The organism is Nonomuraea sp. N2-4H, from assembly GCF_045291505.1.
In the GTDB taxonomy this organism is placed as follows: Bacteria; Actinomycetota; Actinomycetes; order Streptosporangiales; family Streptosporangiaceae; genus Nonomuraea; species Nonomuraea fastidiosa.
Window position 1 is genome coordinate 4,818,002 of the sequence record NZ_CP147987.1, and the last position, 19,635, is coordinate 4,837,636.

General features: G+C 72.3%; 18 protein-coding genes. 3 read left to right on the plus strand and 15 right to left on the minus strand.

The window, feature by feature from the left end; translation table 11 throughout:
- Window positions 1-37: 37 nt before the first annotated feature.
- Together WBK31_RS22150 and WBK31_RS22155 are read left to right on the plus strand one after the other, a co-directional pair.
- Window positions 38-1,297 (plus strand): DUF58 domain-containing protein, encoded by a 1,260-nt coding sequence (locus WBK31_RS22150; RefSeq protein ID WP_364054858.1) that lies wholly within the window; start codon window positions 38-40, stop codon window positions 1,295-1,297.
- Complete coding sequence (locus tag WBK31_RS22155) at window positions 1,294-3,726, plus strand: DUF3488 and transglutaminase-like domain-containing protein (protein ID WP_364054861.1); 2,433 nt, start codon at window positions 1,294-1,296, stop codon at window positions 3,724-3,726. Before WBK31_RS22150 ends, WBK31_RS22155 begins: the two co-directional genes overlap by 4 nt.
- Window positions 3,727-4,167: 441 nt before the next feature.
- Here the strand turns inward: WBK31_RS22155 and WBK31_RS22160 are convergent, their stop codons facing one another.
- From WBK31_RS22160 to WBK31_RS22205, 10 genes are all read right to left on the minus strand, one after another.
- Window positions 4,168-4,572, minus strand: a complete 405-nt coding sequence (locus WBK31_RS22160) for a DUF3040 domain-containing protein (protein WP_364054864.1) — start codon at window positions 4,570-4,572, stop codon at window positions 4,168-4,170.
- 229 nt (window positions 4,573-4,801) lie between these two features.
- Complete coding sequence (locus tag WBK31_RS22165) at window positions 4,802-6,043, minus strand: DNA polymerase IV (protein WP_364054867.1); 1,242 nt, start codon at window positions 6,041-6,043, stop codon at window positions 4,802-4,804.
- A 73-nt stretch (window positions 6,044-6,116) separates the two neighbouring features.
- Entirely contained in the window at window positions 6,117-6,836 is a 720-nt protein-coding gene (locus WBK31_RS22170) for a methyltransferase domain-containing protein (protein ID WP_364054870.1), read from the minus strand.
- Window positions 6,837-7,606: 770 nt separating this feature from the next.
- Window positions 7,607-7,954 carry an MmcQ/YjbR family DNA-binding protein gene (locus WBK31_RS22175; protein ID WP_364054873.1) on the minus strand — a complete coding sequence of 116 codons (348 nt, stop codon included), beginning with the start codon at window positions 7,952-7,954 and terminating at the stop codon, window positions 7,607-7,609.
- Window positions 7,955-8,149: 195 nt separating this feature from the next.
- Window positions 8,150-8,560: a transcription antitermination factor NusB gene (gene nusB, locus WBK31_RS22180; RefSeq protein WP_364054876.1), complete on the minus strand. Its 411-nt coding sequence runs from the start codon at window positions 8,558-8,560 to the stop codon at window positions 8,150-8,152.
- A gap of 1 nt (window position 8,561) precedes the next feature.
- On the minus strand, window positions 8,562-9,122 hold the full coding sequence (gene efp, locus WBK31_RS22185; protein WP_364054879.1) for an elongation factor P: 561 nt from the start codon (window positions 9,120-9,122) through the stop codon (window positions 8,562-8,564).
- A gap of 26 nt (window positions 9,123-9,148) precedes the next feature.
- Window positions 9,149-10,210, minus strand: coding sequence for an aminopeptidase P family protein (locus WBK31_RS22190; protein ID WP_364054882.1), 1,062 nt, complete (start codon window positions 10,208-10,210; stop codon window positions 9,149-9,151).
- A gap of 349 nt (window positions 10,211-10,559) precedes the next feature.
- A complete protein-coding gene (locus WBK31_RS22195; RefSeq protein WP_378787768.1) occupies window positions 10,560-12,221 on the minus strand; it encodes a serine/threonine-protein kinase in 1,662 nt (553 codons plus the stop codon).
- A gap of 168 nt (window positions 12,222-12,389) precedes the next feature.
- The gene (locus WBK31_RS22200; protein WP_364054886.1) at window positions 12,390-13,670 is read right to left on the minus strand and encodes a dicarboxylate/amino acid:cation symporter; all 1,281 of its coding nucleotides are present in this window, start codon (window positions 13,668-13,670) and stop codon (window positions 12,390-12,392) included.
- A 216-nt stretch (window positions 13,671-13,886) separates the two neighbouring features.
- Window positions 13,887-14,927 carry an LLM class F420-dependent oxidoreductase gene (locus WBK31_RS22205; protein ID WP_364054888.1) on the minus strand — a complete coding sequence of 347 codons (1,041 nt, stop codon included), beginning with the start codon at window positions 14,925-14,927 and terminating at the stop codon, window positions 13,887-13,889.
- Window positions 14,928-15,018: 91 nt separating this feature from the next.
- Between WBK31_RS22205 and WBK31_RS22210 the strand changes: the two genes are divergently transcribed.
- Window positions 15,019-15,906, plus strand: coding sequence for an endonuclease/exonuclease/phosphatase family protein (locus tag WBK31_RS22210; RefSeq protein WP_406673070.1), 888 nt, complete (start codon window positions 15,019-15,021; stop codon window positions 15,904-15,906).
- Between the two features lie 56 nt (window positions 15,907-15,962).
- On the opposite strand, the gene WBK31_RS22215 is transcribed toward WBK31_RS22210, so the two are convergent.
- The 5 genes from WBK31_RS22215 to WBK31_RS22235 are packed head-to-tail and all read right to left on the minus strand — an operon-like array spanning window position 15,963 to window position 19,619.
- Entirely contained in the window at window positions 15,963-16,532 is a 570-nt protein-coding gene (locus WBK31_RS22215; protein ID WP_378787763.1) for an NTP transferase domain-containing protein, read from the minus strand.
- On the minus strand, window positions 16,529-17,632 hold the full coding sequence (locus WBK31_RS22220) for an XdhC/CoxI family protein (protein WP_364054894.1): 1,104 nt from the start codon (window positions 17,630-17,632) through the stop codon (window positions 16,529-16,531). Before WBK31_RS22220 ends, WBK31_RS22215 begins: the two co-directional genes overlap by 4 nt.
- Window positions 17,625-18,707 carry a VWA domain-containing protein gene (locus tag WBK31_RS22225; protein ID WP_364054897.1) on the minus strand — a complete coding sequence of 361 codons (1,083 nt, stop codon included), beginning with the start codon at window positions 18,705-18,707 and terminating at the stop codon, window positions 17,625-17,627. The genes WBK31_RS22220 and WBK31_RS22225 overlap by 8 nt, the downstream gene beginning before the upstream one ends.
- Window positions 18,700-18,882 (minus strand): hypothetical protein, encoded by a 183-nt coding sequence (locus WBK31_RS22230; RefSeq protein WP_406673071.1) that lies wholly within the window; start codon window positions 18,880-18,882, stop codon window positions 18,700-18,702. Before WBK31_RS22230 ends, WBK31_RS22225 begins: the two co-directional genes overlap by 8 nt.
- A complete protein-coding gene (locus WBK31_RS22235) occupies window positions 18,846-19,619 on the minus strand; it encodes an AAA family ATPase (RefSeq protein ID WP_406673072.1) in 774 nt (257 codons plus the stop codon). Before WBK31_RS22235 ends, WBK31_RS22230 begins: the two co-directional genes overlap by 37 nt.
- Between the last annotated feature and the right edge of the window lie 16 nt (window positions 19,620-19,635).

Consider the following 19,635-nt stretch of genomic DNA (forward strand, 5'->3'; position numbering starts at 1 on the left):
CGGGCATCCAGGACCTGCGCCCGCGGGGCAGGGCGCGGTGAGGGCCGGGCTGCGGGCACTGACCTCCCGTGGCAGGTCGTTCCTGGCGTCGGGGATCGCGGCGCTGCTCATGGCGCTGCTGCTGGGCGAGAACGACCTGTTCAGAATCGGTGTCCTGATCACGGCGCTGCCGCTGCTCGCCGCGATGGTGGTGGCGCGGACCCGCTACCGGCTGAGCTGCGCCCGCCGGCTCGACCCGGCACGCACCGAGGTGGGCGGCGAGGCCACCGTGACCCTGCGGCTGGAGAACGTCACCCGCCTGCCCACCGGCCTGCTGCTCATCGAGGACACGGTGCCGTACGCGCTGGGCGTCCGCCCCCGGTTCGTGCTGGACCGGGTCGAGGCCAGGGGCGTGCGGGAGATCGACTACCGGGTGCGCTCCGACCTGCGCGGGCGCTACACGATCGGGCCGCTGTCGATCCGCATCGCCGACCCGTTCGGACTGGTGGAGCTGACCCGCTCGTTCACGATCAGCGACACGCTCGTGGTGACGCCGCAGGTGGTGGCGCTGCCCCACGTACGGCTGTCGGGCGAGTGGGCGGGCGGCGGCGAGAGCCGTACGCGGAGTGTGGCGGCGGCCGGCGACGACGACGTGGCCCCGCGCGAATACCGGCAGGGCGACGACCTGCGCCGGGTGCACTGGCGCTCGACCGCCCGCCATGGCGAGCTGATGGTGCGGCGCGAGGAACAGCAGTGGCAGAGCCGCGGCGCGCTGCTGCTCGACACCCGCAGGCACGCGCACCGCGGCGAGGGCCCGCGCTCGTCGTTCGAGGTGGCCGTCTCGGCGGCGGCCTCGATCGGCGTGCACCTCTCCCGCGAGGGCCTCGGCCTGCGGCTGGTCACCGACCAGGGCGCCGAGCACCTGACCGACCAGGGCAGCCAGTCGCTGCTCGACACGCTCGCCGTCATCAGGCACAGCCCGGCGCGCTCCCTGGAGATGGGCGTGTCCGCGCTGCGCCAGGGCGGCGGCGACGGGCTGATCGTGGCCGTGCTGGGCGCGATGGAGCCGGAGGAGGCCAGGGAGCTGGCCAGGCTGCGGCACAGCAGCATCACCGGGGTGGCGGTGCTGCTGGACGTGAGCTCCTGGGAGGGCGGTGACCGCACCGCCGCGGAGAACCACCTGGCCGTGCAGACGATCCTGGCCGGGTACGGCTGGCGCATCGTCAACCTGCCCGCCGGCGTCTCCATCGCCTCGGTCTGGCCGGACGCCGCCAACCGCGGCAGATACGTGCTCGATCCCACGGGAGGGGCGGCATGAGACTGACGATCGCCTCGGGGGCGGCCTCCTTCGCCGCCGCCTTCCTGCTCTACCCCCTCTTCTCGGGCGGTTCGTGGTTTTGGACCTCGCTCGGCGCGGTACTCTCCGTGGTCGCGGCGGGCCTGCTGAGCAGCCGGCTGTCGCTGCCCGCGTGGGCGGCGCCGCTGGTGGGGCTGGCGGCCGCGTGGATCTTCCTGACCGTCTCGTTCGCGTCCGGCAAGGCGTGGGCGCTGGTGGTGCCCACCAAGGACTCGGTGGCGGAGCTGATCAGGCTGCTCGGCGTCGGATGGGCCGACATCCAGCGGTTCGCGGCGCCCGTACCGGACACCGAGGGCATCACGCTGCTGACGGCGGGCGGCGTGGCGCTCATCGCGATCGCCGTGGACCTGCTCGCCGCGCGGCTGCGCCGGGCGGCGCTGGCCGGGCTGCCGCTGCTGGCGCTCGCCACGGTGCCGGCGACGATCCTCGCCGACCCGATCAGCTGGCCCGCGTTCATCATCGCCTCGCTCGGCTTCATCGGGCTGCTCATCTCCGACGGGCGCGAGCGGATCGGCCACTGGGGGCGTGCGGTGCTGGTACGCCGTACGCGCGCGGTCAATCTCTCCCAGGAGAGGACGCCGCGCGACACCGCCGACACCAGCGGGCTGCGGCTGTCGGGCAAGCGCATCGGGTTCGCGGCGATCCTGCTGGCCGTGCTGCTGCCGGCGGCGCTGCCCACGATGGAGCCGGTGTCGTTCTTCACCTTCGGCGTGGGCGGCAGGGGCTCGGGGCCCGGCAATTCGATCAGCATCCCCAACCCCATCGCCAACCTCAAGGGCCAGCTCCAGCTGCCGCAGCGGCGCGTGGTGCTGACCTACTCCAACAGCGACAACAGGCCGCGCTACCTGCGGATCTACGCTCTGGACACGTTCGACGGGCAGCAGTTCGGCATGACCCAGCCGAAGGGCGCGCCGCAGAACAGGACCGAGAACGGCCCGCTGCCCGACCCTCCGGGGCTCGGCCCGCGGCCGAAGATCAGGGACGTCCGGACGAACATCCGGATCAGCGACGAGATCGCGAAGCTGCAGTTCCTGCCGCTGCCGTATCCGCCCCGGCAGATCGACATCGACGGCGACTGGCGGGCCGACGTGGACACGCTCATGGTCTTCTCCACCCGCGAGGAGGCCGCGGGCGCCGAGTACGAGGTCCGCACCACCGAGCCGGAGCCCACCGCCGACCTGCTGGACGCGACCGACAGCCTGCCGTCCGAGGCGGACGACCGCTTCCTCGCCCTGCCGGAGAACCTGCCGCCCGGCATCAGGGAGCTCGCCGACGAGGTGACCGCCGAGGCGCGCACCCGGTACGAGGCCGCGGTGATGCTGCAGAAGTTCTTCACCACCGACGGCGGCTTCATCTACAGCCTGGAGACGCAGGGGCACAGCAACTCGGCGCTCGCCGACTTCCTGCTGCGCTCCCGGGCCGGCTACTGCGAGCAGTTCGCCGCCTCGATGGCGGTGCTGGCCCGGCTGGTCGGCATCCCGTCGCGGGTGGCGATCGGCTACACCGGCGGCACCAAGGTCGGCGACCACTGGGAGGTCGGCACCAACGACTCCCACTCCTGGCCCGAGCTGTACTTCGAAGGCGTGGGCTGGCTGCCGTTCGAGCCGACGCCGGCCGGCGCCGCCGGGCAGGGCAGCGCCCGGGTGCCCGAGTACTCCCAGCCCAGGCCCGAGCCGTCGACCGGCTCCACCAGCGAGCCGTCGACCGGCACCACCAGCTCCGAGGCCGACGAGCCGCAGAACCCGCAGGCCCGGCGCAACACCCGCGAGCTGGACCGCGAGGGCACGGTCGCGACCGGCACGACGCCGCCGGACGACTCGATGCCGCTGGCCGCCAAGATCGGCATCGGGGCGGGCGCGCTGCTGCTCGTCCTGCTGATCCCGGCCGGTCTGCGGCTGATCTCCCGTAACCGCCGGGTACGCCGCCTCACCTGGAAGGTCTCCCAGCCGTCCGACGAGCTGACCGCCAGGATGGTCACCCGCCGCGGCCAGGCGACCGTCGCCGCCGTATGGGCCGAGCTCGACGACGTCCTGTACGACTACGGCATGGCCCGCCTGCCGAGCGAGACGCCGCGCGCGCTGGCCCGGCGGCTGACCGAGCAGTACGAGTTCGACGCCGAGTCCGCGGCGGCCATGGCGGCCATCGCGCAGAGCGTCGAGCGGGTGCTGTTCGCCCGCGATCCAGGCCGGATCGCTCCCATGGGCAAGGAGCTGCGCCGGGTACGCCTGGCGCTGGCGGCCACCGTCTCGCGCGGGCGGCGGGTGCGCGCCGTGCTGCTGCCGCCGTCCACGCTGCGGCGGATGCGGCAGGTGGGCGAGCGGCTGCTCGACGGGTTCGACCTGCTGGAGACCATCCGCCTGCGCCGCACTTCGGCCCAGCGAGGCGCCTGACCCACGGAAGGCGACCGCCCAGCCCTCTGCTTTCACGGGCTGGGCGGTCGCGCCGCGTCTGGGAGTGTTGTGCCGGCAGGCCCGGCCCGAAACGACGCTCGCGGGAGGAAGCCGACGACGGCGGTGAAGAGCGCGCGGCCGTCTGGACGAGGTGGCCGCCGACCGACCGCAGCCGACGATGGCGGGTGTCGCGGCTCAACGAGAGCGACGCCTACGGACTCCTGCCGGCGACGGGGTGCGAGGCTCGACGTTGCCTGAACGGAGCGGCGGCCGGAAGACGATGGCCGGGATGGTGCTGGGAGGACGCGAGAGAACCGGGCACGGGATCCGGCACCCGGTGAAGCCTGGACGGGGCACGGACAAGCTGCCGGTACCGGCTGACGGTGGGCGTGCCAGCGGCCGTCCCCTACCGGGGGCGGCCGCGACGCTTGCCCGGATGGGTCAGCGTTCGTCGTGACGACGGCGCCAGCGCTCTTCCATGCGCTCCATGAAGGTGCCTCGGTTGCCCCGGCGGGCCTGCTTGCCCGGAGGGGTGGCCGTGCCGGCACCGGGGCCGTCGCCGAATCCATTCATCTTTTTCCAGCTGGACAGGCCCCACAGACACGCGGCGAGCATGACCACGAAACCGCCGACGCCGAGCGGGATCAGGGCGGTGCCGCTGATGACCACGCCGACCATCATGATGACGACGCCGAGCGCAAAGCCGATGGAGGCTTTGACCAGGCGACGCTTGTAATGGCTGCGCGGGTCGCTGATCCTTACGGTGTTGGCCCACTTCGGGTCCTCGGCGTAGAGGGCCTGCTCGATCTGGTCGAGCAAGCGCTGCTCGTGCTCAGAGAGCGGCACGGCGCCTCCCAAGGACGGCCCCAGGACGGGGAAGACGGCAACGGACGACACGGGGTGTCCGAACCTCGCGGTCGGTTATCCCCAGAATACGAGGCTGTAGACGTAGGCGAAAGCAAACGTCCAACGCAGACCAAACCGGAGGCGACGTCATAGCTCTATTGTGGCTCATCTCGCCCCCCTTCCCCCAAATCCTGACACGGACGCCCCCAGCAAGTCCTGACATCGAACGTCATGTCTCTATTTCATCAAGCTTGCCACGTACCAGCGACGCCGGGAGCACCGCGTCGGGACCGAATCTCTGGATGGCCCGGTCCATGGCCTGCTCCGCCTCGCGCCACCCGGTCTCCTTCTCTCCGATGCTGAGCTGGCGGGTGGCCTCGCCGGCCGGTCGCAGGTTCTCCATCCGGACCCCCACCAGGCGCAGCCGCACCCGCTGAAGCCCGGCCGCCTCGAACAGCTCGCAGGCGGTGGCGTAAATCACCTGCGCCACGTCGGTCGGCTCGCGCAGCGTACGCGACCGGCTGATCGTGGTGAAATCGGCTCGGCGTAGCTTCACACTTACTGTCCTTCCCACGTGACCGGCCTTACGCATGCGAGCTGCGACCCGCTCCGACAGGCGCAGCAGCTCGCGCTTGATCACGTCGGGATCGTCGACGTCGGTGGCGAACGTCTCCTCGTTTCCGATGCTCTTGTCGGGCACGTGCGCGGTCACCGGGCGTTCGTCGCGCCCCCAGGCCAGGGCCGCCAGATGACCGCCCACCGCCTGCCCCAGCTCACGCTGGAGGGTGGCGGGCGGAACCTTGGCGAGGTCGCCGACCGTACGGATGCCCAGGCGCACCAGCGCCTGCTCGGTGCGCTCGCCGACGCCCCACAGCGCCGAGACCGGCAGCGGATGGAGGAAGTCGACCACCTCGTCGGCGGGCACCACCAGCAGGCCGTCGGGCTTGCACTGCTTGGAAGCGAGTTTTGCGATGAATTTGCTGCTCGCCACGCCCACGGAACACGTGATGCCGTAGCGTTCGAACACCTGCTCCCTGATCATGGCGGCGACCGTCGCGGGCGGGCCGAGCCGCCGCCTGGCACCGCCCACGTCGAGGAACGCCTCGTCGGAGGCGATGGGCTCCACCAGCGGGGTGATGGCGTGGAAGATCTCCATGACGCCCTTGGAGACCTCGGCGTACTTACCGTGGCTCGGCGGGATGATCGTGGCCTGGGGGCAGAGCCGGCGCGCCCGGCTCATCGGCATCGCCGAGTGCACGCCGAACGCCCTCGCCTCGTACGTGGCGCTGAGCACGACGCCGCGCCCGGCGGGCGAGCCCACGATCACCGGACGCCCCTTCAGCTCGGGTCGCTCGAGCAGCTCGACGCTGGCGTAGAAGGCGTCCATGTCGACGTGGAGGATCGGGCAGCCGCTGTCATCGGCCCCGGTGCGCGGAGCGGGGCCGATGCCGGTGATCTGCTTGCGAGACACGCAGCCGATTCTATCCGAACAGACGTTCTATACCGAGGGGAGCGGCCATCGTTTCCCTTCTCTTTCCTCCGGCTCAGGCCCGGTGCGCGAGCACGTGGAGCTGCGTGGCGATGTCGCGGAGCACGGGATGGGTCGAGGCGGCCTGTTCGAGCGCGACCAGCGACTCCGCCGCGCCGGGCTCGCCGTCGATCAGCCGGCTCGGCACCAGGTCGGCGAAGACCCGCACGCCGTGGATGGAGCCCACCGTGAATCCGGCCGCCTCCAGCAGCTCGGCCAGCGTATCCGCGGAGAAGCGGCGCGGTGTCGGGTCGCGGTCGCCCCACGTGCCGACCGGATCGGCCAGCACCGCCCTGGCCTCCTCGAACTGCCCGGCCAGCGCCCGGTGGATGGCGCTCGCGACCGGGTTGGCGGCCAGCACGCTGACCGTGCCGCCCTTGCGCAGCAGCCCCGCGACCGCGGTCAGCGCGCTGGTCGGGTCTTCCACGTACTCCAGCACGCTGTGGCACAGCACAAGGTCGGCCGACTCGTGGCTGAGCAGGTCGCTCAGGTCGGCCGCGTCGCCCTGGATGCCGCGTACGCCCACGCCGCGCTCCTTGGCCCGGCGCTCCAGCGCGGCCAGCGAGTCGGGGCTCGGGTCGACGACGGTGACGGAGTGACCCAGCTCGGCCAGCGGCACGGCGAACCCGCCGGTGCCGCCGCCGGCGTCGACGATGTCGAGCGACTCCCGCCCGGTGGCCGCCGTGCGCTCGGCCAGCATGGACCGCAACGCCTCCCAGACGACGGCGGTGCGCACCGCCGGGGTCCTCGTGGTGACGCCTTCTGCCCGCAACCTCGGCTCGCCTCCCTCTCCGCCGCGACCGGCGCCCCTGCGGCGGCTCCCGGACGCCCCGGGCATCCGCCGCTCAACGCGCGGTTCCGCGAACGCGCGTCCTGCGAAACGTGCACTTCGCGGACGGCTTTCTACGTGGACGCGCCCCAGCCTACGCCGTACGCGGCAGCGCCCGCTCCACACCAGGAAGACCCATTGCCGCCGGCCCCGGCCGCCCCACCCGTCGCCAGGCCGCATCCCTGGCGGCCGTCACACGAGGCCGTCCGGCTCGCCGCTCCCACGCCGGTACGGAAGCGCATGGCGACGACGCGCGGGATGGTGCGCGCCGCCTGCCCAGGAGTCCCCCGCCTCGGCTCGGGAACGGCCGTCAGCGGCGCCTGGTGGGAACGCCCTGCACGGTGGCTCTGGGATGCTGGGGATGCGCATCGGCGCGCAGCACCCGGGCGATCTGCGCCGTCCCCAGCTCTCGGATGCCGCGCGTAGCCTCTCGTGGGAGCCCGGCACGGTTGCGCGTGGAAAGCGCCTGCGCAGGCGCGCGTGGCACGGGCCCATCGCGGGCGCCACGGGCCCCGCGCGGCCTCTCACCCCTCGTGCCGGTGCGCAGCGGCGTGCCGGCGCTCGCCACCAGCGTGCCGAGGCTCGTCATCCGGGCACCCGAAGGAGCGTCGCACGGGACCTGCCCGGCGATGCCGAAGTCGGTCAGCACCACCCGGCCCTCCCGGTCCGGGGAGGCGTCAGCCAGAGGGCGGGCCCAGGGTGGCCGCGAGGCGTTTAGGGGCGCGTAGGCGCCAGGCCTCCGCCAGGAGCTCGCCCATCTCGTCCGCGTCCACCGCCCCCATCCGGACCAGGACGCTCGCGTGGCCGTCGTAGTGGGGCGTGGTGGTGAACGTGGCGGGATCGGCGGTCAGGAGCTCGCGTTTGTGCTCCTCCGACGGAACCGGGAGCACCAGCAGGTCGCCCTCCTCGCGCAGCCGGGCGAACCACTTGCCGCGTACGGAGAAGGCGGGCGTGCCGTACATGGTCCGCTCGGCCACCTCGGGCAGCGCCAGGGCCAGCCGCCGTACGTCCTCTTCCGTCACCATGCCGGTCACCCTAGCCACCGCCACCGACAAGAAACCGGCGGCCGGCCGGGCGGAATCACCGCGAAGCAGGGCCGGCGCGGAGAAGGGCGCGTCGCGGCTGGTGACGCGCCCCTCCTCCGTACGGAAACCGGCGTGCTCGAAACGTACCTCGAACGCGCCCCTCCGGTCCCCCGAAACGGGGTGCCTAAAGGGTGTCTAAAGGGTGAGGCTTGGCTTGAGTTGCTTGAACCGCGCCAGCAGCCCGTTGACGAACTGCGGCGATTCGTCGGTGGACAGCTCCCCCGCCAGGTGCACCCATTCGCTGATGACCACGCCCTCGGGTACGTCGGGCATCCACAGCAGCTCGTACGTGCCGCCGCGCAGCAGATTACGGTCGACGGCGGGCATCCGGTCGAGTGTCCAGCCCTCGGCGTACGTCGTGATCAGTTCGTCGATGCGCGCATGGTGCCGGGCGACCCCCTCGACGATGGCCGAGGTGTACTCGTTGACCGGTGGTTCTTTCCGTTCCACGCGCTCGGCGAGGATCTTCAGCGGATCCTCGCCGCGCAGCTCGGCCTCGAAGAGGATGTCGAGCGCTCTCCTGCGTGCTTTGCCGCGTGCCGACACCTCAGGCCCGGCCGAGGTACTCGCCGCTACGGGTGTCTACCTTGACCTTTTCGCCGGTGGTGATGAAGAGCGGCACCTTGATCTCGGCGCCGGTCTCCAGCGTGGCCGGCTTGGTGCCGCCGGTGGAGCGGTCGCCCTGCAGACCAGGCTCGGTGTTGGCGATGGTCAGCTCGACGGCGGCCGGCAGCTCGACGTAGAGCGCGGAGCCCTCGTTGAACGCGACCGTGGCCAGAGTGTTCTCCAGCATGTAGTTGGCGGCGGTGCCGACGGTGGCGGCCGGCACGTTGACCATGTCGTAGGTCTCGGTGTCCATGAACACGAACTCGTCGCCGTCCTTGTACGAGAACTGCATCTCGCGCTTGTCGACGTTGGCCACCTCGACCTTCACCCCGGCGTTGAAGGTCTTGTCGACGACTTTGCCGGAGAGGACGTTCTTGAGCTTCGTGCGCACGAACGCGCCGCCCTTGCCCGGCTTGACGTGCTGGAACTCGACAACGCTCCAGAGCTCACCGCCCTCGAGCTTCAGCACCATGCCGTTCTTGAGGTCGTTGGTCGTCGCCACTCGTTCTTCTCCCGCGTGTGGCCGCTCTAAAGGACGAGCAGCTCCTTGGTCGTCTTGGTGAAGAGTTCCGGCCCGCCCTCACGTGTCACGAGGGTGTCCTCGATGCGAACCCCGCCCCGGCCTGGGAGATAGACCCCTGGCTCGACGGTGATCGGAACTCGATCCTCTAGTTTACCGGTCCGCGAAGGGCCCAGGAACGGCTCCTCGTGGATCTCCAGGCCGACGCCGTGGCCGAGACCGTGCCTGAAGTGCTCGCCGTGGCCCGCGCGTTCGACGACGGACCGCGCGGCGGCGTCCACCTCCCGGGCTCCCGCGCCGGGGGCCAGGGCGTGGCGCCCGGCCCGCTGGGCGTCGGCCACCAAATCGTACAGCTCGCGCTGCCAGCCGGCGGGCGGGCCCAGGCTGACGGTACGCGTCATGTCGGCGTGATAGCCGTGGTAGCGGGCCCCGAAGTCCATCGTGACCAGGTCCCCGGCGCGCAGCTCCCGGTCGGTGGGGCTGTGGTGCGGGATCGCGCCGTTCTCCCCCGCCGCCACGATCGTGTCGAACGCGGGCTTGTCGGCGCCCAGCTCGGCCATCCGCCGCTCCAGCAGGCGGGCCAGCTCGCGCTCGGTCATGCCGGGGACGATCCTGGGCGTGACGTCGGCGAACGCCTGATCGGTGATCGCGCAGGCGGTGCGGATGAGGTCGAGCTCCTGCTCGTCCTTGACCGCGCGCAGGCGTTCCACGGCCTGTTCGAGCGGTACGAGGCCCTCGCCCAGCCGCAGGTACGTGGCCACGCTCATGGCCGCCGCCTCGATGCCCACCTTGTCACCTGGGCCGTCACCGGGGCCGGACGCGAGCAGCGCGGCCGCGACGTCGCCGGCCTCCACGACGGGCAGGTCCAGCTCGCGGGCCGCGCCGATGTAGCGGTTGTCGGTGGCCAGCCTCGCCGTGCCGTCGGCGTTCACCAGGACGGCGGCGTTGGAGCTGGCCAGGCCGGTCAGGTAGCGGACGTTGACGGGCGAGGTGACCAGCAGGGCGCGGACCCCGTGGCCGGGCAGCGACTCGGCCAGCCGCGCCCGCCGCGCCGCGTAGTCGAAGGTCATCCCGCCAATCTACGCGCTCCGGACAGAACGCGGGCACCGCCCGATGCCGCCCACGCCGGCGACCGTCCCGCGCGGATGCCTCCCGCGCCGGCCGGCGTCCCGCGCGCCTGCGCCGCCGCACGACCGCATCACCTCCGCCGCCCCGCGACCGCATCGCCCCCGCCGCCCCGCGACCGCATCGCCCCCGCCGCCCCGCGACCGCATCGCCCCCGCCGCCGTGCGACCGCATCGCCCTCCGACGTCCCGCGACCGTGTCGCCCTTGCCGCCGGCAGCCACCCGTGCCGCCGCGATGTCCTCGCGCGAAGCGGTCAGCGCAGGCGCACGCTCCGGTCTCCTCGCGCGAAGCGGTCAGCGCAGGCGCACGCTCCAGTCGCGCATGAAGTCGGATGCCGGGCCAGACTGCTCCATGCGGCCCTTCTCCTGGGCCCGCAGCAGGTCGCGGTAGACGCCCGCGACGTGGTTGAGCGTGGAGTCCAGGTGGCCCTCGCCGAGCTTCCTCGCGGCCTTCCTGAGCTTCTCGCGGGCCTTGCCGGCGACGTGCGGGTCGATCCCACCCATCGCCTCCTGCGCCATCAGCGCCTGGTCGAACCGCTGCAACCAGGTCTCGTACCCACCGGCCGGGACCGACCTGCCGAGGGTCGCCTTGGGCGTGGCGATCTCCCGCAGGGCGGTCATGTCCTCTTCGTCGATCGTGGTCACGACCTCCGGCGTGGAGTCGGCGGTGGGGGTGACGGGCGGCTCGGTGGGCTCCGTCTGCGTCGTGAGGGAAGGGCTCGGGGTCGGCGTGGCCTCGGCGAGCGGCTGCTCCTCACGCTGCCCCGCGATCATGACCATGGCCACGGTCACGGCCGCGATGACCGCGACGGCGATGCCGAGCTGCAGCACCAGCTTGCGGTTGACCGATCCCGACGGCGCTTCGGGCTCGAAATCGGCCGCCTGGTAGACGGCGGTGTCACCGGCCCGCGGCGGCGGCACGGGGTAGACCTCGGTGGCGCCGCCCGGCCCCTGCCCTGGCCCCTGCGAGAACCCGGCCCCGCGCAACGACGCCCCGGTCTGCGGCACAGCACCCCCAGGCACGGCGCCCCCAGGCACGGCGCCCCCAGGCACGGCGCCTCCAGGAACGGCGTTCCCGGGTGCGCCCACTCCCCCAGCAGCCCCGGCCCCACCGGCCCCTGCGGCCCCTGCGGCCCCTGGGGCGCCGAACGCGCCCGTCTGGTTCGGCGCGGCGGGCTTGGGTCGGGCGATCGCGGCCAGCGTACGCCTGATGTACTCGCCGCTGGCAGGCCGCTTGGCCGGGTCCTCGTCGAGCATGGCGAGCACCAGGCGGTCGAGCTCGGGCGGCACCTCGGCCCTGAGGGTGCTGGGCGGCGCGGCCTGGCCCCTGGGCGCGCCGTCCTCGAAGGGAGGACGGCCGCACAGCAGCTCGTAGCAGACGCAGCCGAGCGCGTAGATGTCGCCCGGCGCCTCGGCGGGCTGCCCGGGAACGCGCTCGGGCGCGGCGTAACGGCCGCTCCCGCGTACGGGCTCACGCCCGTCCATCCCGAACCCGACGACCTTGAGCACGCCGCTGGCGGCCATCCTGAAGGCGTCGGGGTCGACCTGCCCGTGCACGACGCCGGCCCGGTGCGCGGCGTCGAGCCCGGCGGCGGCCTGCCCGATGAGGTCGCACACCTCGACGATGCTCAGGCCGCCGCGCGCCGCCAGTTCCTCGCCCAGGCTGAGCCCGGTCAGGTGCTCCATGACGAGGAACGGCGCCCCGTCGTGCTCGCCGACGTCTAGGACCATGGCCACGTTGGGGTGGATGACCTTGGCGACGGCCTGGGCGTGCTGCCTGAGCACCTCACGGGTGGCGGCGCCCGCCGCTCTCGCGCCGAGCACCTTGACGGCCACGACCCAGTCGGCCCGCGTGTCGTACCCTCGCCACACTTCGCCCATCGGCCCGCTGCCGATGCGTTCGTCGAGCCGGTAGCGGCCGGCGATCAAGGAGGGTTCGCGCTCCGCGTCGGACATATCCCCGCCAAATACTCGGATTCCGGAATTTTCAGGAGTTCCGACTTACCTTAGGCCCCCACGGCCCCGGCCGCTTCGCGTACACGCGGCCGGACGGCGTACGGGCGGCGGAAACGTACGGGCACAAAAACAGGGGGCGGGTGTGCCCCGCCCCCTTCGCGAAGAACCTCAGGCCGTCGCCGGCTCCGCCACGCGGGCCGCGCGCGGCTGGTCGAGCGGCTGCGGCGGCGCGTCGAACACGGCCGTGTCGAGGCGGCCCTCCGACCGCGCCACCAGCACCGGGACGACCATCTGGCCGGTCACGTTGGTGGCGGTGCGGATCATGTCGAGGATCGGGTCGATGGCCAGCAGCAGGCCGACGCCCTCAAGCGGAAGCCCCAGCGTGCTGAGCGTGAGCGTCAGCATGACGGTCGCGCCGGTCAGGCCCGCCGTGGCGGCCGAGCCGACCACGGAGACGAACGCGATGAGCAGGTAGTCGCCCACCCCGAGCGGGATGCCGAACACCTGGGCCACGAAGATCGCGGCGAGCGCCGGGTAGACGGAGGCGCAGCCGTCCATCTTGGTGGTCGCGCCGAACGGCACGGCGAACGAGGCGTAGTCGGCGTCCACGCCGTTGCGCTCGACGGAGACCCGCTGCGTCAGCGGCAGCGTGCCGACCGAGGAGCGGGAGACGAACGCCAGCTCGATCGCCGGCCAGGCGTTGCGGTAGAAGCGCAGGGGGTTGACCTTGCCCCAGACGGCCAGCAGCGTCGGGTAGACGGCCAGCAGCACCAGGAAGCAGCCGGCGTAGACGCCGGCACTGAACTTGGCCAGCGGCGCGAGCAGGTCCCATCCGTACGTGGCGACGGCCTTGCCGATCAGGCCCGCGGTGCCGATGGGGGCCAGGCGGATGACCCACCACAGCGCCTTCTGCACCAGCTCAAGGACGGAACGCGCGAGGTTGAGGAACGGCTCTGCCTTCTCGCCGACGGCCAGGGCGGCCGCGCCGAGCACGACGCCCAGGAAGACGATCTGGAGGACCTCCACGTCGGTGAAGGCGGTGACGATGTTCGTGGGCAGGATGCCGGTGACGAAGTCGAGCCAGGTGCCGGTGTGCTCGGGCGCCTTGGCCGAGCCGGTGTCGAGCGTGACGCCCTGGCCCGGGTTGATGATCAGACCGAGCCCGATGGCCAGCGCCACCGAGATCGCCGCGGTGATCAGGAACCAGACCAGCGTCTTGGTGGCGAGCCTGGCGGCGCCGTTGACGTTGCGCAGGTTCGCGACGCTGACCAGCACGGCGGTGAAGACCAGCGGCGGTACGGCGAGCTTCAGGAGCTGGACGAAGATCGAGCCGACCTTGGTGAGCGTCTCGGCGAGCCAGGTGACGTCCCAGATCTTGGCGACGAAGCCCAGGGCTATGCCGACGACGAGACCGAGCAGCAGTTGGAGTGAGAAGGAGAATCTCTTCACGGGGGGATGCCTTCGCGTTGCGGGCATGCTTGTGGCATGCCGGGAGTGAGGATGTTGTTCGACAGTTGACGGGAAGGGGCGTCAGCTACAGAGCGATGCGTGCAGCCGGCACAGATCGATGTGCAGCCGCTCGATGAGCCACACGATCACCACGGAAAACCTCACAGCCCGGCACAACCAACGGAGAATGCCGGAAATTCCCCCACCTAGTGTGATCTACGCAACAATTTCCTTGATCTGCTCGATGAGGCGGACCCGCTCCTCGTGCGTGGACGCGATGGGCGCCACGTTGAGCGTCGTCACGCCCGACTCCTTCAGCGCCTGGACGCGGTCGCGCACGAAGCCCTCGCTGCCGATCAGCGAGGTCTTCTCCAGCAGCTCGGCCGGCACCAGTGCGGCGGCCTCGTCCTTCTTGCCCTCCAGGTAGAGGTCCTGGATCTGCTCGGCCTCCTTCTCGTAGCCGTAGCGCCTGGCCAGGTCGTTGTAGAAGTTGCGGCCCTTGGCGCCCATGCCGCCGATGTAGAGGGCGGCCATCGGGCGGCCGAACTCGCGCAGCCCGGCCACGTCGTCGCCGATCGCCAGCGTGGCGTGCGCGACGACGTCGAGCTCGCCCAGCTCGGGGTCGCGCTCGGCCTTGCCCGCGGCCAGCGCGGCGCCCCAGACGTCGGCGGCCTTCTCGGGCATGTAGAAGATCGGCTCCCAGCCCTCGGCCAGCTCGGCGGCCAGCTGGACGTTCTTGGGGCCGATGGCGGCCACCATGATGGGGATGCGGGACCGTACGGGGTGATTGATGATCTTCAGGGGCTTGCCCAGGCCGGTGCCCTGGCCGGGCGGGAGCGGCACGGTGTAGTGGCGGCCCTCGTACTGGACGCGCTCGCGCTTCCAGACCTGGCGGCAGATCTCGATGACCTCCCGCGTACGCCCGAGCGGCGCGGTGTACGGCACCCCGTGGAAGCCCTCGATCACCTGCGGCCCCGACGCGCCGAGGCCCAGCGTGAACCGCCCGTCGGAGACGTAGTCGAGCCCGGCGGCCGTCATGGCGAGCAGCGTCGGCGTGCGCGAGTAGATCGGCAGGATGCCCGAGGCGATCTGCAGCCGCTCGGTCTTGGCCGCGATGTAGCCCATCTGGCTGACGGCGTCGAACGAGTAGGCCTCGGCCACGAAGACGATGTCCAGCCCGGCCTTCTCGTAGTCGGCCAGCTCGGCCACCGACTCCTTGAAGCCGCCCGCGTAGTTGAGTGCCATACCGATGCGCATTCAGGGCTCCCACCGACCGAATGATGTTCTGTTGAGTCGGCACCATGGTATCGCGACGGTGCCTCTCGCAGGAGCCGCTAGCCTGGTTCGGGTGCTGAAGCGGGTCGTCATCGTCGTCTCCGTCGCGGTTTCCGCGACTTTGGCGGGTCACCGGCTGATCCCCGCGCTCGGAGGGTTCACGCCGATCCTGGAGAGCCTGCTGCCGTGGACGGGCCTGGCGGTGCCGCTGCTGCTGACGGCCGCCGCGCTGGCACGCTCCACCGGCGCCGTGCTGGCCGCGCTGCTGCCCGGGGCGGTCTGGGCCGCGATGTTCGGCTCCACCCTGCTGCAGACGCCTCCCGGCGGCCCCAGCGATCTGGCCGTCGGCACCGTCAACGTGGGGGTGCGCAACAACGCCTCCGGCGAGGCCGTACGCACCATCGCCAAGGACCTCGACCTGCTGGCCGCGCAGGAGCTGACCCGCGGCGGCCCGGCGGCCAAGCAGCTCAACAAGATGTTCAAGTACCACTACCCGGTCAGCACGGTCGGGCTGTGGAGCCGCTACCCGCTGAGCGAGACCGAGCCGCTCGACGTCGGCATGGGCTGGCCGCGCGCCCTGCGCGCCGTCGTCACCACGCCCAAGGGCAAGGTCACCGTGTACGTCATGCACCTCGCGTCGGCCAGGCCGGGCCACACCACCTCGCGCGACGCCTCGCTGGCCAAGGCGCGCGAGCTGATCGACGCCGACCCGAGCAAGCGCATCATCCTGCTCGGCGACCTCAACACCGCCACCACCGACCGCGGCATGCGGGGCCTCACGCCGCCGCTGATCGACGCGCAGAGCGAGGCGGGCGACGGGTTCGGGTTCACCTGGCCGGCGAGCTTCCCGGTGACCAGGCCCGACCACATCCTCTATCGCGGCATGACGGCCACCAAGGCAGGCGTGGCGCCGGCCACCGGCAGCGACCACCGGGCCGCGATCGCCTGGCTGCGCTTCTGACGACCGCTCCTCTCGAGCTTCCGTCCCGCGCCTCTCAAGCACACCGGCCGCGCCCGTCAAGCGCGGGGCAGCAGCCGGTCGAGGTCGGCGGGGGTGTCGATGTCGGCGGGGTCGCCGTGCTCGTCGCACGGCACCTCGGTGACCAGCTCGGGATGCGCCTTCAAGTACGGCCGCGCCCCCACATCGCCGACGGCCAGCTCCGCCACCCCGGCGAAGTGCGCACGGCCGATGAGCACCGGGTTGCGGCGCCGCCCGCCGTACGTGGCGACCGCCAGCTCCGCCCCCGAGCCGATCAGCGCGCGCACCGCGCCCGGCCCGATCAGCGGCTGGTCCACCAGCGCGACCACCACCGCCTCCGCCTGCTCGGGCAGGGCGGCCAGCCCGGCGCGCAGCGACGAGCCCATGCCAGAAGACCAGTCGGGGTTGCGCACGGTCACCGCGCCGCGCACCTGCACCGTGGCCGCGCCCAGCACGACGACGACGGGATGGCAGCCGCCCTCGGCCAGCAGCCGCACGCCCCGATCCACCAGCCGCTCGCCGGCGTACTCGACCAGCGCCTTGGGCCGCCCCAGCCGCGCGCCCTCGCCCGCGGCCAGCAGCAGCCCGGCCACTCTCGCGTCCTTCACGGCGTCTCGTGCCGCATGTCGTGGTGGATGCGGCCGCCGGTGGTGGACAGCGGGCGGCCTGAGCCGCCCCAGCGCATCTGGATCAGCTCGGCGGCGATGGACACGGCGGTCTCCTCCGGGGTGCGCGCGCCGAGGTCGAGCCCGATGGGCGAGCGCAGCCTGGCCAGCTCGTCCTCGGTGAGCCCCGACTCGCGCAGCCGCGCCAAGCGGTCCTCGTGGGTGCGGCGCGAGCCCATGGCGCCGACGTACCCGGCGTCGGTGCGCAGCGCCACCTCCAGCAGCGGCACGTCGAACTTGGGGTCGTGGGTCAGCACGCAGATCACCGTGCGCTCGTCGACCTCCACCGACGACAGGTAGTCGTGCGGCCACTTGACGACGACCTCGTCGGCGTCGGGGAAGCGCTTGGAGGTGGCGAAGACCGGCCGCGCGTCGCACACCGTGACGTGGTAGCCGAGGAACTTGCCGATCCTGGCCACGGCGGCGGCGAAGTCGATGGCGCCGAACACCAGCATCCGCGGCGTCGGCGCGAACGACTGCACGAACACCGCGAGGTCGTCGAGCCGCCGCTCCCCCTGCCCGCCGTAGCGGCGCAGACCGGTCAGCCCTTGGGCGAGCATGCCGCGGGCGTCGTCGTCCACGGCCGCGTCGAGCCGTTCGAGGCCGAGGCTGCCGCTCGCGCGGTCGGGCCAGATGACCCGGCGGGCGCCCACTTCGCCGGGGCCGGAGACGACGGTGGCCACCGCGACCGGGCGGCGCTCCTCCACCGCCGCGGCGATCTCGCCCAGCTCGGGGAAGGTCTCCCGCGAGACCGGCTCGACGAGGATGTCGATGATGCCGCCGCAGGTCAGCCCGACGGAGAACGCGTCGTCGTCGCTGACGCCGTACCGCTGCAGCACCGGCTCCTCGGCCTCGGAGGCCAGCTCGAAGACCGCGCCCTCCACGCAGCCGCCGGAGACGCTGCCGACCACCTCGTCACCGCGCACCGCCATGGCCGCGCCCGGCGGTCTGGGGGCGCTGCTCCAGGTGCCCACCACGGTGGCCAGCCCGAACTTCTCCCCGGACCGCCACCACTTCATGATCTCCGGCAGCACGTCACGCATGCGCGAGCCTTTCGCTGAGTCGCTCGAACGCGGCCAGGCTGTGCCCGGCCACCAGGTCGTCGAGATGGGGCAGGGCGGCCCGCATGCCGCCGGTGAGCGGCTGGTAGTCGTCGTAACCCTTGTGCGGGTTGACCCAGATCACCCGGTACGCCTGCCGGGCGAGCCGCCCCATCTGGGTGCCCAGCAGCTCGGGATCGCCGCGCTCCCACCCGTCGGAGGCGATCACCGCGATCGCACCCCTGGCGCTGTAACGGCCGAGGAACTCCTTCAGCTCCTCGCCGAGCCTGGTGCCGCCGCTCCAGTCGGGGATGGCCTTGGACACCTCGGCGAGCGCCGTGCCGGGGTCGCGGTGTCGCAGCTCGGCGGTGATCGGGGTGAGCCGGGTGCCGACCGAGAAGACCCGCGTGGCCCTGGGCTCGCTCCTGACCAGCGCGTGGGCGAAGCGCAGCAGCGTCTCGGCGTACGGGGCCATAGAGCCGCTGACGTCCACGAACAGCACGACGGGGCGCGGCCTGGTGGTGTGCCTGCGGCGGCGCAGCCTGGCCACGTCGCCCTTCCTGAGCGCGTCGCGGATGGTGCGGCGCTGGTCGAGCCTGCCCTGGTGGGCGGGCTCGAACCGGCGGGAGCGGCGCCTGGCCCGGCCGCACCTGAGCATGGCGAGCATGCGGTGCACCTCGGCGCGTTCGGCCTCGGTCAGCCTGGCGACGTCGCGGTGCCGCAGCACCTCGATCCTGCTCGCCCCGGCCGGTGCCGGGGTCTCGTCGTCCCCTTCACCTTCGCCCTCGTCGCCGCCGTCGCGCTCGGCCAGGTGGCGGGTGACGGTCGTGATCGCCGTACGGGCCGGCGTCGCCCTGTGCCCGCCGAAGTACGCGGCGAAGCAGCGGTCGTAGCGGGGCAGGTCGTCGGGCCCCGCGCAGAGCGTCAGCCGCCCGGCCCAGTAGACGGCGGCCGCGTCGGTCACGTCGAGGTGGTCGAGTGCCCTGAGCAGGTTCTGGGTGCGTTCGTGGTCGGCCGCGACGCCCGCGGCGCGCAGCGTCCGCGCGAACCCCGTCATGAGGGCGGCGGGCTCACGCACGGCCGGACCGCCCGTTCGCCTTCAGCGCCTGGTCGAGCAGGCCGTTGCCGAGCACGGCCGCGACGTCCTCCCGGTACTTCAGCGCCGCGCCGAGCGTGGCGGCGGCCCGCCCGGGGTCGAGCTCTTCGGCGCCCAGCGTCAGCAGCGCCTCCGTCCAGTCGAGCGTCTCGGCCACGCCCGGCGGTTTGACCAGGTCGGCCTGGCGCAGCGCCAGGCCGCCGCGGCGACCTGCTCGGCCAGCTTCTCGGTGCAGGAGGGCAGGCGGCGGCGCAGGATGGCGACCTCGCGCTCGAAGCTCGGGTGTTCGAGCCAGTGGTAGAGGCAGCGCCGCTTGAGCGCGTCGTGCACCTCGCGGGTGCGGTTGGAGGTCACCACGACCACCGGCGGCGTCCCGGCCTTCACCGTGCCCAGCTCGGGGATGGAGATCGTGAAGTCGGAGAGCACCTCGAGCAGGAACGCCTCGAACTCGTCGTCGGCGCGGTCGATCTCGTCGACCAGCAGCACGCTCGGCTGCGTCTCGATGGCCTTCAGCAGCGGCCTGGCGATGAGGAAGCGCCGGTCGTAGATCTCGCCCTCCAGCCTGCCGACGTCGGTGATCCCGGCGGCCTCCGCGGCCTTGAGGTGGAGCAGCTGGCGGGCGAAGTCCCAGTCGTAGAGCGCCTGTGCGGCGTCCAGGCCCTCGTAGCACTGCAGCCTGATCAGCGGCGCGTCCAGCAGGGCGGCCAGCGTCTTGGCCAGCTCGGTCTTGCCGACCCCCGCCTCGCCTTCGAGGAACAGCGGCCGCCCCATGCGCAGGGCCAGGAAGGCGGCCGTGGCCAGCCCCTCGTCGGCCAGGTAGGCGTGCCGGTCGAGAAGCTCGATCAGCTCGTCCGGCGACTTGATGTCCGTCGCCCTGATTGTCCGCCGCAGCACGCCTTCAGGCTACGTC

Excerpts from the sequence above, each read along its gene's own strand:
- WBK31_RS22175 (WP_364054873.1), bottom strand. The coding sequence starts at position 7,954 with ATGGTGACGGAAGAGGACGTACGGCGGCTGGCCCTGGCGCTGCCCGAG.
- WBK31_RS22205 (WP_364054888.1), bottom strand. The coding sequence starts at position 14,927 with ATGCGCATCGGTATGGCACTCAACTACGCGGGCGGCTTCAAGGAGTCG.
- WBK31_RS22220 (WP_364054894.1), bottom strand. The coding sequence starts at position 17,632 with ATGCGTGACGTGCTGCCGGAGATCATGAAGTGGTGGCGGTCCGGGGAG.
- WBK31_RS22190 (WP_364054882.1), bottom strand. The coding sequence starts at position 10,210 with ATGACCTTCGACTACGCGGCGCGGCGGGCGCGGCTGGCCGAGTCGCTG.
- WBK31_RS22195 (WP_378787768.1), bottom strand. The coding sequence starts at position 12,221 with ATGTCCGACGCGGAGCGCGAACCCTCCTTGATCGCCGGCCGCTACCGG.
- WBK31_RS22155 (WP_364054861.1), top strand. The coding sequence starts at position 1,294 with ATGAGACTGACGATCGCCTCGGGGGCGGCCTCCTTCGCCGCCGCCTTC.